This is a genomic window from Acetatifactor aquisgranensis, assembly GCF_943193215.1.
GTDB lineage: Bacteria > Bacillota > Clostridia > Lachnospirales > Lachnospiraceae > Acetatifactor > Acetatifactor aquisgranensis.
This window is the reverse complement of the sequence record NZ_CALPDH010000003.1, coordinates 145,123-158,718: the sequence shown is the minus strand read 5'-3', so window position 1 is coordinate 158,718 and position 13,596 is coordinate 145,123. Positions and strand designations below refer to the sequence as shown.

Sequence of the window (13,596 nt, the reverse complement as noted above, 5' to 3'; positions counted from 1 at the left end):
GGCAATCATGGTTTCGTTTCCCCATTATCCGTCCCTGCAGCCATGCACTTTCCGCCATTTTGGGCAATCGGATCCTTAATTGCCCGGAATGGTTTGTACATCTTATACATTTTTCCGGATAATATGGATATATTATACACTATTTTTATTTTTTGTAAATACATTTTACTAATTTTTATGCTTTCGTCCACAAAATATTGGTATCATGTAGTACAATTTGCCAAAACAGCCCCTCCCGCGGGGACAGAAATCCTGGCAGGACGCAAAAGGCCGCCGCAGCCGCGGCAGCCTCTCATGTCTGTTATTGTCATCTATTTCTCTGGCTCCACTCGTCTCCGGGCTCAGTATCCGCCGTAAGTATGGGCAGCCTGGTACATGGCGAACAGATTCTCCACAGGCGTATTGTCCTGAATCATGTGCGTGGGCGCAAGCTGATATCCTCCGCCCGGCATCATAATCTCCAATGTCTCTTTCACCATCCGCTCCACCTCCGCCGGGCTCCCGTAAGCCAGCGGGCCCACTGTGGAGATGCAGCCATGGAAAGAGAGCCGTCCGCCGAAATGTTCTTTCAGATAGCGGGGATCCATATTCACCGCTTCCGGCTGAAGAGTATCCACGGCGTTTACCCCCATCTCCAGGAAATCCTCATACACCCAGCTGGAACTGCCGCAGGTATGCACCATCACCGGCTTGCCGTAGGCCCTGGCCAGGTCGATATATCTCTGGTGGAAAGGGCGCAGCACATTGCGGTACATTTCCAGGCTGATCATGGGGGCCCTTTGAGTCCCCAAATCTTCCCCGATCCACACAAAGTCGATCAGATCCCCCGCCTCTTCCAGCGCCATCTCCAGGATACCCAGTTCCATGTCTACCATGCGTTCCACATAGGTCATCGTAGCCTCATCTTCTGTCAGCAGATTCACCAGGGTGTCCTCCATACCCATGACGCGGCCGGTGGAGTTGATGATGTCTGCCATGCCCGCGCTGCCGATATAGACTGCCTTGTCCGAAAAAGGTTCCAGTTCCTCCCGCAGGCTCTCCACCGAGAAGTCCTCCCGGGAGGGCACATGGAAATTCGCGATGGTCTCCTCATCGGCGCCCTGCAGCGGAAAGTCGCAGAAATCCCAGTAGCCGCCGCTCTGGTTCGGCACCCAGCGCATGTTGTAGCCGTAGACGGGATCCGTCATACGGTCTTTCAGCACCGGGAAACGATTCTTTCCCACGAAGCGCGCGCCTGTGCCCCAATAATCCACCCCCAACGCCTGATACAGGCCGCTGCGATCCTTTGAACCGATGCCCAGAGCCTTGCAGAACCTCTCATGCACCGCAGGGTTGGCCATATAATCAATCGGCACTCTGTCGGTCTTCTCGAAAGCGAAAGTGCGCATCACCCGTTCCTTTGAGCTCATGGTCTCTTTTGCCTTTTCAATCCCTGCCATAGTCAGTCCATCCTTTCCTGCCCCCGTCTTTTTATCGGGCAGCATGATTTATACGGACATCCTACCACATGAAATTCAGTTTGTAAACAAAAATAACAAATATTCAATCGTTCCCCCGCAGACTCTTCAGCGCCGTACCGATTTTAATCGGATTGCCATAGCGCAAGGTGCCCATGCGGTAAAGCTTCGCTCCCAGCATCCCGGTGCCTATGATGGACACCGCCAGTATCAGGAAAGATACCACGATTTCCCATGCCGCCACGCTGCCCATGGCCACCCGGGCGAACATGGTGCTGTAGGAGCTGATCGGCAGGAAGGACAATACCTTGATTACCGGTCCGTCCACGTTCATCAGCTGCATCAGCGAGAAGAAGTACACCACCATGATCACCACCATCAGACCGGACACGCTTTTGCTGATGTCCTCGGTCTTGCTCACCAGGGCGCCCATGGCTCCGTAGAGGAAAGCGTAGAACAGATAGCCGCCCAGCCCGAAGAAAGCGAATGACAGCAGCACGTCACCGGGAATATGCAGGAACATGTCCAGCATGCCGCCCCACTGCTGCCTGTTGACCTGATAGGAGAGCAGGATGGCCCCAAGAATCAGGCCCATCTGGAACACTCCCCCGATGGCCCCCGCGATCACCTTGCCGAACAGCAGGCTGTTGGAGGAGGTGCTGGTGACCAGTACCTCGATGGCCCGGTTGCTCTTCTCATTAGTGACGGAGACCGCGATCATCTGCCCATAGTAGACAATCAGCATGAACACTACGATGACCAGCACATAGCAGTACCAGTAATTGCTCCCGGAGTCCTTGTTCAGAATCTGCTCCGTGACCGTGACGGGCACGTCATACATGGAGGCGATCTCCTCCAGGTCCAGGCCATGGGTCCGGCAGTAGTCCATGCGGTAGAAAAGCTTCATGGCCTGGTCGAAAACGGCGGTATTGGTATCGGTCATGGCTTTATTGTATACATAGTATTCATACTCCGCAGCCCCGGTCACCACAAAGCCGGCTTCCGCCTCCTGCGCCTCCACTGCAGCCCGCAGCGAGTCCACGTCCGCCGCCTCCTGCCAGTCCGCCCCCGGGAACATCCCGTCCAGCGTCTCCGCACGGACGACGCCTGCCTGGTCCACATACAAAAGCAGGGACTTCTCTCCCCCGGCGCCCTCGTCGCCGGACTCTTCCCCGCCTGCCGCTGACTGCACACCGGTAAAGTCGGACATATCCACAAAGCGGGGCAGAAACAGAGCAGCCGCCCCCAGAATCACCAGCACCGCAGTCAGTCCCATGAACACCTTGTTGGTAAAATATTCTTTCAGCTCATATTTCAGCACAATCAAAAATCTTCTCATTCTTCCTCACCCACTTTCTCCACGAAGATATCATTCAGCGAGGGCTCGTATCCGCCGAACCGCTCCACATCCACATCCGACCGGGCCAGCGCGGCCATCACTTTCCGCCTGTCGGCCCCCTCTTTCAGTTCCAGGATCAAAAACTCTTTCTTCCTGTCGGAGACGCTTATCAGGTCCGCCCACTCCCGCTCCACTTTCCGGGCCAGCTCCTCCAACGCATAGTTCTCCGCCGAAAGCATCAGCCGGTTCCTGCCGTACTCCCGCTTGATTTCTTTCAGCTTCCCCACCAGCACTACCTGGCCCTGATTGATGACGGCGATATCGTCGCAGAACTCCTCCACATAGCTCATCTGATGGCTGGAGAAAATGACGAGGATGTCATCTTTTATCAGTTCGTTCACCACATCTTTCAGAATCTGGGAGTTCACCGGATCCAGGCCGCTGAAAGGTTCATCCAGAATCACGATTTCCGGGTTACTCACCAAAGTAGCCGCCAGCTGCACTTTCTGCTGGTTGCCTTTGGACAGGGTCTCCAGCTTCCTGGTCTCGTACTCGTCCACTTCCAGTCTCGCCAGCCACTTTTTCGCGCTGGCTTTGGCCTCTCTGGGGTTCATCCCCCGCAGGCAGGCCAGGTATATCATCTGGTCGATGACTGTCCTTTTCGGATACAGCCCCCGCTCCTCCGGCAGATAGCCTATCCTGTGCTTAGACGGCACGAAGCCTTTGCCGTCCAGCAGAATCTCCCCGCTGTTCGCATGGAACACATCCATCAGGATACGGATCGTGGTGGTCTTGCCCGCGCCGTTCCTGCCCAATAGCCCCAGCGCCTTACCGCTCTCCACATGAAAGTCGATGCCATGGAGCACTTCCCTGTCCCCAAAGCTTTTGCGGATGCCTTTTACTTCTAATTTCATCATGATGCCAATCTGCGCGCTGCGGCGCGCGCTCCTTTTCCACAGGGCGGATACGCTTTTTTATCCAGCCCTCTCTTTTCAGTGCGGCGCAACTGTCAGGCAGCTTGCGCCCTCCGGGTCCATTGCACCCCCAAGGTCCATTGCACCCCCAAGGTCCATTGTCCCCTCCGACAGGTACGTCGCACTCTCCGGATTCATGCCGCACGGAATCTCTCCGCAGCAGTCTCTTTAATCCACCGTTCATGCCCCCCCTGACAGAATTTTCAGCCCGTCGGCCAGCTGCTGGCCCAAGCGCTTGGTCTCCTCCCCCAGCAGATCCATCCCTGTCTGGGTCAGCAGATAGGATTTCTTCCCATCCTCCTGCAGCACCTGGATGATGCCGTCCGCCGCCAGCCGTCCCACCATAGTATAGAGGGTGCCCGTGCCCAGCAGCAGCCGCTCCCGGGTGAGCCGTCCCACGAACTGCATGATGGCATAGCCGTGGCGCGGCGTGGTCACTGCCAGCAGGGTGTAATAGGTGGTCTCGGTCATGGGTATATATTTTTTCCGTAAAGCATCATCCAAGCAGGTTCCTCCTCTCCTGTCTTCCGTCGACATGTCGTGTCTCGACATATCGAGCATGAATATAAGATAGCATATTCCCATTCAGGTGTCAACTGTAAAATAAGCATGGGATGTTTCGCTTAATGAAACTCGACAGAATGAGGACTGATACGGAGGAACCGGTTATCAAAATTCCGGCATTTAACATTCGATATACCGAGTCCCTGTGGAAAGCGCGCCGCCCTCTCAGTCGTGCCTCTCGTCCGCGCTGTCATAGGTCTCGCAGAATCTGGCAGAGAAAGAGGGCTCCTCCCCGCCTGCGTACAGATGGGAGATGTCGCCGAAAGCGCTGACGCGGAAAGCGGCTTTCCCCGGACGGCGCTCTTCCGTATAGACCGTGGTCACAGAGGACGGGGCGGCGCAGAGATGGTGCCAGAGTATCATAGGGGAAGTATTCATCAGGCGGCTCAGCAGCACGCATTCCAGCCCGAAATGGCAGAAGAACACGATGGTATCCTGATTGGCGCGCTCCACCCGGTACAGATTCCCCTCCCGGACATAGCCGTGCCCTGCCAGGAGGGCATCGAAATTCCGAATCACTTCTTCATAGGCCTCGCCTACGCCGCCCTGCCGCATGATATCCGTATCCAACCATCCGTCCCGCCGGAAGTAATTTTCCTCTGCCGTCCAGTCCTCCGGCAGCCAGTCCCAGGCCAGGGTGTCCCTCTTCCCCACCATATCGGGACGCTTGATTCTGGGCCAGAATTCCCGCAGCCACTCACATTCTATGGCTGTCCTGCCCATTTTCTCCAGGGTCAGCGAGGCTGTGTCCTTAGCCCGTCCCAGGGAAGACACATAGAATTTTGCCACCTCCAGTTTCGAGAGCCGCCGGGACAGCAGTTCGGCCTCTCTCCAGCCCTTTTCCGTCAGGGAATCTCTCTCATAGTCCGGGTCTCCGTGCCGTATGATCAGCAGTCGCATGTTTTTCTCTCCTGTCTCTGTATTTTTATAAAAAAATTCTGAAGCCAGCCATCTCAACCTCTATAAATGATAGACGCTCATGACCTCCAGCATCCGCTCAATCCCCCGCAGCCAGAACCCGCCGAACAGAATCCAGCCCCAGGCATCCAATCGCGGATACATCTCGCTCAGCCTCTCCCAGAGGGAAAATGCAGTTATCAGCAGCAGATATACGATGAGGTAGGCGCAGGCATCCGTCAGCACCGGGAATAGAAGCGCAAGCGCCAAAAGCAGGACGGCAGAAATCCCCAGACATCTCAGCCACGCTGCCCGTCCTTTCACTCTGCTCTGCCCGCCGCCTGCCTTTTCCATGCCGAATGCCAATATCAGAACCGGCACACCTGCCGCCAGAATCGGAAGCAGACCTCCGATTCCCTCCTGAAAAGCCTCGCCCAGCCGCCCCTCCAGAATCGCCTGGCGCAATTCAATCCTGTCACTGCCGTCCGCCAGATGGACCAGCGCCCCCATACTCATGACAGGCAGGAAAGCCAGACTGGCAGAAGCAAATCGCAGGAAAGAAGCAGGCCGCAGGCGTTTCTGCAGGAGGCAGGGCAGCAAAAGCAACGCCAGCAGGCAGAGCATCCCTATTACATCCACCAGCAGGTCGTACACCCGCCGGTCCTGATTGCCCGCCTTGATGGCCAGATAAAAACCCGCTCCCTCCGCTGTCTGCATATCATGGAGGGTCAGTGCCGCAAACAGGATGAGGACTGCGGCAAATGCCGCCTGTATCCACTTCGCATACTGTTTCAAGCCATTTTCTTTCATCCTGCCTTTATCCCTTTCCGTCTGAATCCAATTGCCCTGACAGCCATGGAACCGCCGCCCGGCATCGCGCATCCCGCAAGGCCGAAATCTCTATGCCATGACAGATGCCTGTTCCCGATTCCGCTGCCAAATCGCAGTTTATCTGTTTTATCGTCATTTTAATACCGATATACCAAATTATCGTAACACGCTCACCACATATATTGCATAGACCCAGTAGCAGAATGCCATGCCGCCTGCATAGATTCCCATCGCCCGCTTCTTTTCCAGGATATCCTTCAGCACCGACAGGCTCAGCGCGACGCACACCGTCATGGTGCCGAATGTAGCCCTGTCCGGGTAATGGGGGGACAGCGCCATGGCCCCATAGGACAGCACCGCCAGCGCCAGCAGCATCCACTGTGCCGGGCGCAGCCTGCCCTTCAGGCACACTGTCCAGAACAGAAGCACAGCCGCCAGCAGCACCGCTGAGGGAAACAGATAATCCGCGCCCGCCCGGAGCATGGAGAAGAAACGCTCGTACAGCCACTCTCCAAAGGGAAGCTTCTCCACCGCCGATGCCCGGACGAAATTGCCAGGCGCCGCCACCACCAGGATGCTCCCGAGCAGACAGGTCCCCATGCCGGACACCATCCAGGCACAGGCCTTACGTTTCTGCCCCTTTACCAGGTAGACCGTGGCTGCCAGGGCCGTCAGCAGGCTGGCCGGCCCCATGTTCTCATTGCTCCACCCCGCCATCAGCCCCAGGGGCAGGATCCACAGATTCACCAGGGGCAGGGAACCGCTCTCCGGCTTTTCCACCTGCCTGAGCCAGGGCCATAAAAATGCCAGGATCCACACGGACGAATAGACATAATTCACGGTTCCCGCCTGCCAGAACATGCTCATCTTCACATTGGCATTCAGCGCCACAATCAGGGAAGAGGCGCACAGGAAGCAAAAAGGCTTCCTCCAGCCCGCCGTCACGCAGACCATCCAGCCCAGCAGGAGCGTCGCGGCCAGATTCAGGATATCCGCCGCAAGCTCTCCTGACATCAGTGTCAGTTGCAGGATGCCATGGGTCACGCAGCGGCCGCCCCAGTTCATAAAATGCCAGAGCTGGCTTTCCAGGACATCCCCCAGGCCCTGCAGCGTCTGGTCGGTCTTCAGGTTGGTGGCGTACCAGAGGTCGTCCATCATAAAAGGCACTCTCCTGTGGCAGATCCATTCGGCCACAGCCAGAATCAAAATCCCGGCCACAGCCGCAGCTGTTCCATAGAAAGCCTTTTTCTTTTCATGATTGTCTTTAAAAGGCACTCTGCTCCACCTCCCTTTTCATACGGCCCTGTCACATTACGGTTTCCCTAAACAGGATATCATGCCTGCGTCCAGAAAGCCCATGGTTCTTATGACCATCCGGCCGCCCCAGTCTCGAATAGGGTCATTATACCATGATTTCTCCAAAAGTGACATAGTGTTTTTTCCGGGACGGCATCAAAAGAGGCCTCCCCCATTATCAGGAGAGGCCTTTTAGCATATATCCATTCTCAACGTCCTGCCCATTGCCCAACCCGATGCCGGGAAATCCAGGTCAGTCCGCTTTCACTTTCAGGCATCGGATGGCGTTCAGCACCGCCAGCACCATGACGCCCACATCGGCAAAGATGGCAATCCACATATTCGCCAGGCCAACGGCTCCCAGGACAAGGCAGATTGCCTTGACCGCAAGGGCGAATACGATATTCTCGTAGACGACGCGCAGGCATTTCCTGGAAATGCGCATGGCCAGGGCCAGCTTCATGGGATTGTCGTCCATGAGCACAATGTCCGCCGCCTCGATGGCCGCGTCGGAGCCCAAAGCCCCCATGGCCACGCCGATATCCGCCCTGGAGAGCACCGGCGCGTCATTGATGCCGTCGCCCACGAAAGCCAGGTTCTCCTTGACCCCTTTCTCTGCCAGCAGCTCCTCCACTGCCGCCACCTTGTCCGCGGGCAGCAGCTCGCTCCTGACCTCGTCCAGTCCCAGCTGCGCCGCCACATGCTCCGCCGTGAGCTTCCCATCACCGGTGAGCATCACGGTCTTCTTCACACCTGCTGCTTTCAGGGCCGCAATGGCCTCCCCGGACTGCTCCTTGACCACATCCGTTATCAGGATATAGCCCGCATACCTGCCGTCCACCGCCACATGGACGATGGTCCCCGCCTGGGGCTTCTTTTCATAGGCAAGGCCCAGGCTTTCCATCAGTCTGGCATTGCCCGCCGCCACTTTCATCCCTTCCACCGTCGCTGTCACGCCATGGCCGCTTATCTCCTCCACGTCAGACACATGGGAGGGATGAATCTCTTTGCCGCAGGCCTCCTTCAAGCTCTTACTGATGGGGTGGCCGGAATAGCTCTCCGCGCAGGCAGCCAGCTCCAGCAGGCGCTCTTTGGCTGCCTCCGCCGCTTTCGCAAATCCGGCTGCCATAAATTCCGGGGACGGGCACACCTGCGTCACCTGAAAGACCCCTTTGGTCAGCGTGCCGGTCTTGTCGAAGACCACATACTTCGTCTGCGCCAGGGCCTCCAGGTAGTTGGAGCCTTTCACCAGGATGCCGCAGGCTGATGCCCCGCCGATTCCGCCGAAGAAGCTCAGCGGAATGGATATCACCAGAGCGCAGGGGCAGCTGATGACCAGGAAAGTCAATGCCCGGATGACCCATGTGCTCCAGTCCGCGGGATTCCCCATAATCAGGTTCACCAGCGACGGAATCACTGCCAGCGCCAGCGCGCTGTAGCACACGGCAGGAGTGTAGTATCTGGCGAATTTCGTGATGAAGTTCTCGGTCCTGGCCTTTTTCATGCTGGAATTCTCCACCAAATCCAGGATTTTCGACACTGTGGACTCCCCGAATTCCTTTGTGGTCCGTATCCGCAGCAGACCCGTCAGGTTCACGCAGCCGCTGATGACCTCCTCCCCGGCGCGCACCTCCCTGGGCACGCTCTCCCCGGTAAGGGCGCTGGTGTTCAGGGTGGAATCCCCCTCCTCCACCACACCGTCGATGGGCACTTTCTCCCCGGGCTGCACTACGATGACAGTGCCCGGCTCCACATCATCGGGATCCACCTGCTCCAGGTTCCCGTCCTCATCCTCGATGTTGGCGTAGTCCGGGCGGATGTCCATGAGAGCGCTGATGTTTTTCCGGCTCTTCCCCACCGCCACCGCCTGGAACAGCTCGCCGATCTGATAGAACAGCATGACGGCCACTCCCTCGGCGAACTCGCCCTCCAGCCCTTTCGTCTCATTGTAGATGCCCAGCAGCATGGCTCCCACCGTGGCCACTGCCATCAGGAAGTTCTCGTCGAACACCTCCCCATGGCTGATGCCAAGCGCCGCTTTCCGCAGGATGTCATAGCCGATAATCAGATAGGGCACCAGATACAGCGCGAACCGCAGGTATCCCGTCACCGGCACGAACTGCAGCGCTGCCATGAGCACTGCCGCTATTATTATTCTGTAGAGTACTTTTTTCTGTTTTTTCGTCATGTCATCATTCCTCCTTTCCCTCTTGCGTTCTATGAAAAAAGCCTCTCTGCCGCACTACTGCAGGAAAGAGGCTTCTCCTTAATTTTAATCCAGAAAGATCTCGCAGTCGTCCTCCACTTTCTTGCAGGCCTTGCGCACAGACTGCATCACATCTTTCTCGTCCGCCCCTTCCGCGAATTCCACTTTCATCTTCTGGGTCATGAAGCTGACCGTGGCCGCCTGGACGCCTTCCACTTTCTTGGCCGCCTCTTCCATCTTCAGGGCGCAGTTCGCGCAATCTACCTCGATTTTGTACGTTTTCTTCATAAGACTGTTTCCTCCTCATCCCGTTATGTCTCTTTATATGAACCATTGTTCATATGTTTATATTACCATATTTCCCTGTAATGTCAAGAGGAAAAAATATTTTTCAGATTATGGCACCAGATACGCCAAAAAGGACAACCTTTCAGAAAAAAGGTTGTCCTCATTCTCTATCCATAGAAATTTCTCGACAGAAATTCGTCCTGCCACTCCTTAGAGAGCGACACGAACCGGGCAGAAAAGCCACATATCCGCACTATCAGGTTCTGATGTCTCTCCGGGTGAATCTGGGCATCCAGCAGATTCTCGCGGTTCTGGCAGTTGATCTGGATTGTCTGAAGCTTCTTCCCAGCAAATACCCGTTCAAAAGCATCAAGCAGCTCCTCTTGATTCCATGTGCCAGATAATCACCGGCCATAGTTCTTCCTCAGCAGCCAGCCTCCCGGGTGACTGATCCAGTGGGCGCCGTCACATCTGGCCTCTCTCGTCCCCATCTCATAATAAAACGGGGGATTGTCAAAAATCACAGGTTCAAAGCGATCGGCCAGAACCTCATACTGCATCGCTTTGCGCTGATATACATTCCCGCACTGGGCCTCTGCCGCATCCATCTCCGGGCTGCAGGCTTTCTTTCAGGTGATGGAAATAGAATGTCTGTAATTGAGACTTCAATTTTTCATATGTCATTCTGCGCATTCCTCCTCATGGCCCGGCAAAAACTATTCTTCCTCCCACGAGTACTTTCTTTATATTTATCCTCTCGTCGAACAGGCAGAGGTCGGCGTCATATCCTGGCCTGATCTCTCCTTTTGTCTCCCCCGCTCCCATCATCCTCAGCGGGTACACCGTCATCATCCTCACCGCTTCCTCCAGGGAGGTCCCAGCCTTCCTCATGGTTCTTATCAGTCTGTCCGGCGTGGCGATGCTTCCTGCAAAGGCCTCCCTGCTCATCATTTTGGCCACTCCGTCCTCAATGATGGCTGGCTGCGAATCGTCTTTGCTGCCTATGTAGCTCTCTTTCACATCCTGCCCGGCTGCCCGCATGGCATCGGTAATCAGCGCCACCGTCTTCGGCTTTTTGATTTTGGCAATCAGCTTCAGCAGAGAGAGGGGCAGATGGCATCCGTCCGCTATGATTTCCACATTCATCCCGTCCAGATAAAAAGCCGCTTCCACCACACCCGCAATCCGAAAACCTCCCCTACGGGTCACAGAGCTCATGCCCGAATACAGATGGGTCACATGGCGAAATCCCATGCCATATGCCTTTATGACAGTATCAAAATCCGCATCGGAATGGGCAATGCTCAGCGCGATTCCCCGCTCTTTTGCAAATTCCGCGAACTCTTCCGCTCCCTTCACCTCAGGAGCGGCGCTCCATCTCCTGATCATGCCCTGAGAGGCCCTGTAAATCGCCTCATACTCTTTCGAGTCGAAATTCCGGATATTTTCCGGTTTCATCGCCCCTGCCTGCGCAGGCGACAGATAAGGCCCCTCCAGATGCAGCCCCAGGAGGTTGCAGCAGATTCTGCCGCTCTCGCTGGCCTTTACATATTGTTCCACCGCCCGAAGCGTCCCCTGATGCCCCGCCGCTACAAGGGTCGGCATGACCGAAGTCATGCCATGCTTTATATGCGCCCATGTGGCATTGTAATAGGTGTCCTCACAATCATCCATGTAATCGCTTCCGCCGCCTCCGTGCTGGTGGATGTCCACAAAGCCCGGCGAAACATACAGTCCCTCTCCCCGGATAACCTCATATTCCGGAGGAAACGCGCTTCCGCGGGGGAACAGCCCTTCAATCTTCCCGCCGCTGATCACCAAATCTGTCTCTTCATGGATTTTTTCCGGAGTCATCACTTTTCCGCCCTGAATCACATATTTCCCTTCCATCCACATCGCCCCCATCGAATCTTATAGACAGCCGTTCTGCCTTTCCTGTTTTTTGCCTTCATTGCCTGTGCCGGATAAGCGAGAAGTCCCCGGCGGCTCACCGCATAGCAGCATCCGCCTCGCTCTGTATCCGAAGCGCTGTTCTGGTAGATTCAATCACGCTTCTGGTAACGATGTCCGAATTTCTCATTATTTCCTCAATGAATCTCTCAAAATATCCTTTCTCCGGAAGGATTCCCTCCAGAATCTGAGGCTCCGGGACTCCCTCTTCATAAACCGTCACACGACTGTCCGTATAGTGAAATGTCAGAAGGCCTCTCTCGCACCAGATTTTAAAATTCCAGTAAGTGGGCATGGAAAACACCTGGCTGGGGGCGGAATAGGATACATCCGCCAAAAGTTCCGCGCCATTGGTGAGGCGCGCCATGAACACGGCGCTGTCCCTGAAATCCGGATTTTTCACCGCATAGGAGTTCCATGTCCGCGCCCCGTCCACCTTTTCCACCTCCAGAGATGTCAGTTCTCTGACCAGGTCGATTCCATGGATGGCCAGGTCATTGATGGTTCCCCCATGCATTCCCTCCTCGAAATACCAGGCGGGGCGATGCCCATAGTCAATGCAGTGCTGGCCGTTAAAGGATATGCTGCGCACTTCCCCCAGCCTTTTCTCTCTGAGGATTTCCCTGGCCCTGCCGACGCAGGGCAGATCCCGCAGATCCAGCATACAGCCTATTTTAACGCAATTTTCTTCTGAAATCTTCTCTATCTCGTTTATCTCTTTTATGTCGGTGCATAAGGGCTTGTCCGAGATGACATGTTTCCCGGCGCGCAGCGCCTTTATGACTGCCTGACCTCTCTGCCCGTACTTCCCACCAATCACTACAATATCGATATCCCTCTGTAGCCATGTGTCATAGCTGTCACCGTCTATTTTCAGCCCCAGCCGCTGTCCGGCCGCAGCCGCAGCCCTTCCGTCTTCTTCCAAGCATGCGGCTATTTCCAGCCCCGGCATCTTCAAGGCCTGCCGGTACAATAAATCCACATGCCCATGTTGAAATCCATTAAACAGTATTTTCACTCTGATTCCCCCCGCGCGCTGTCCCTGTCCAGGAACATTTCCGCGTTTCTGTGTCTGCGCAATGCCGTCGCCGGGCAGTGCTCGCCAATGTTTCCGTAAAGCGTCTTTCTCACCGCCTCCGCCTTGGCAGGCCCCGGCACCGTGCAGACAATATACTCTGCCGCCATCAGGGCGGGCACCGTAAGCGTCAGGGCGTAGCGGGGCACTTCCTCCAGGCTCCCAAAGTATCCGTCATGTACCTGCTGCCGTCTGCACGCCTCCTCCAGTTCCACCGTTTTGATTACTTCTTTGTCTTCAAAGTCTGCCACAGGCGGATCGTTAAAAGCAATATGACCGTTCTCTCCGATGCCCATGCACACCACATCCGGCGGATAGTCTTTGAGCAGCGCCGCATAGCCGCTGCAGCCCTCTGCCGTATCCCCCCTGGCCGCGATCAGGTGCACTGATCTGAAGCTGGCTTTTCCGAACAGATGCTCCGTGAGATAACTGGCAAAGGATCTGTCATCCTCCGGCCCCAGGCCCATATACTCATCCATATGGAACGCGTTCACCGCGGAAAAATCAATTTCCTCTTCCAACAGAGCCTCCAGCATTTCGTTCTGGGAGGGCGCAGCCGCAAAAATCACATTGGCCTCCCCTTTCTCTTCCATCACTTTCTGGATGGCAGCCGCGGCCGCCCGGGCCGCCGCTTTTCCCATCTCCCTCCGATTCTCATAGACAGACGCTTTCAGCCTGTCCGCATGTATTTCCCGCAACAGCATAATTACCCTCCTGTC

At 55.9% G+C, this 13,596-nt stretch carries 15 protein-coding genes; all 15 read right to left on the bottom strand.

Going from position 1 to position 13,596, the window contains the following annotated elements; all coding sequences use genetic code 11:
- Positions 1–5: 5 nt before the first annotated feature.
- The 15 genes from NFS35_RS03730 to NFS35_RS03660 all read right to left on the bottom strand — a co-directional run bounded on the left by NFS35_RS03730 (position 6) and on the right by NFS35_RS03660 (position 13,581).
- The gene (locus NFS35_RS03730) at positions 6–191 is read right to left on the bottom strand and encodes a hypothetical protein (RefSeq protein WP_251205805.1); all 186 of its coding nucleotides are present in this window, start codon (positions 189–191) and stop codon (positions 6–8) included.
- A gap of 150 nt (positions 192–341) precedes the next feature.
- Positions 342–1,439, bottom strand: a complete 1,098-nt coding sequence (locus tag NFS35_RS03725) for a uroporphyrinogen decarboxylase family protein (protein WP_251205804.1) — start codon at positions 1,437–1,439, stop codon at positions 342–344.
- 103 nt (positions 1,440–1,542) lie between these two features.
- Entirely contained in the window at positions 1,543–2,796 is a 1,254-nt protein-coding gene (locus tag NFS35_RS03720) for an ABC transporter permease (protein WP_251205803.1), read from the bottom strand.
- On the bottom strand, positions 2,793–3,713 hold the full coding sequence (locus NFS35_RS03715; protein WP_251205802.1) for an ABC transporter ATP-binding protein: 921 nt from the start codon (positions 3,711–3,713) through the stop codon (positions 2,793–2,795). Before NFS35_RS03715 ends, NFS35_RS03720 begins: the two co-directional genes overlap by 4 nt.
- Positions 3,714–3,950: 237 nt before the next feature.
- Positions 3,951–4,274 carry a PadR family transcriptional regulator gene (locus tag NFS35_RS03710; RefSeq protein WP_251205801.1) on the bottom strand — a complete coding sequence of 108 codons (324 nt, stop codon included), beginning with the start codon at positions 4,272–4,274 and terminating at the stop codon, positions 3,951–3,953.
- 225 nt (positions 4,275–4,499) lie between these two features.
- Positions 4,500–5,234, bottom strand: a complete 735-nt coding sequence (locus NFS35_RS03705) for a histidine phosphatase family protein (protein ID WP_251205800.1) — start codon at positions 5,232–5,234, stop codon at positions 4,500–4,502.
- Between the two features lie 60 nt (positions 5,235–5,294).
- Entirely contained in the window at positions 5,295–6,041 is a 747-nt protein-coding gene (locus NFS35_RS03700) for a hypothetical protein (RefSeq protein ID WP_251205799.1), read from the bottom strand.
- A 177-nt stretch (positions 6,042–6,218) separates the two neighbouring features.
- On the bottom strand, positions 6,219–7,337 hold the full coding sequence (locus NFS35_RS03695) for a DUF6056 family protein (RefSeq protein ID WP_251205798.1): 1,119 nt from the start codon (positions 7,335–7,337) through the stop codon (positions 6,219–6,221).
- A 274-nt stretch (positions 7,338–7,611) separates the two neighbouring features.
- The gene (locus tag NFS35_RS03690; protein WP_251205797.1) at positions 7,612–9,546 is read right to left on the bottom strand and encodes a heavy metal translocating P-type ATPase; all 1,935 of its coding nucleotides are present in this window, start codon (positions 9,544–9,546) and stop codon (positions 7,612–7,614) included.
- Positions 9,547–9,630: 84 nt separating this feature from the next.
- A complete protein-coding gene (locus NFS35_RS03685) occupies positions 9,631–9,852 on the bottom strand; it encodes a cation transporter (protein WP_251205796.1) in 222 nt (73 codons plus the stop codon).
- A gap of 167 nt (positions 9,853–10,019) precedes the next feature.
- A complete protein-coding gene (locus NFS35_RS29590; RefSeq protein ID WP_275564661.1) occupies positions 10,020–10,229 on the bottom strand; it encodes a glycine radical domain-containing protein in 210 nt (69 codons plus the stop codon).
- Between the two features lie 27 nt (positions 10,230–10,256).
- On the bottom strand, positions 10,257–10,460 hold the full coding sequence (locus NFS35_RS03675; protein ID WP_251205795.1) for a hypothetical protein: 204 nt from the start codon (positions 10,458–10,460) through the stop codon (positions 10,257–10,259).
- 91 nt (positions 10,461–10,551) lie between these two features.
- The gene (gene nagA, locus NFS35_RS03670; RefSeq protein ID WP_251205794.1) at positions 10,552–11,742 is read right to left on the bottom strand and encodes an N-acetylglucosamine-6-phosphate deacetylase; all 1,191 of its coding nucleotides are present in this window, start codon (positions 11,740–11,742) and stop codon (positions 10,552–10,554) included.
- Between the two features lie 97 nt (positions 11,743–11,839).
- Entirely contained in the window at positions 11,840–12,820 is a 981-nt protein-coding gene (locus tag NFS35_RS03665; protein ID WP_251205793.1) for a Gfo/Idh/MocA family protein, read from the bottom strand.
- Entirely contained in the window at positions 12,817–13,581 is a 765-nt protein-coding gene (locus NFS35_RS03660; protein WP_251205792.1) for a 6-phosphogluconolactonase, read from the bottom strand. Before NFS35_RS03660 ends, NFS35_RS03665 begins: the two co-directional genes overlap by 4 nt.
- Positions 13,582–13,596: the final 15 nt, after the last annotated feature.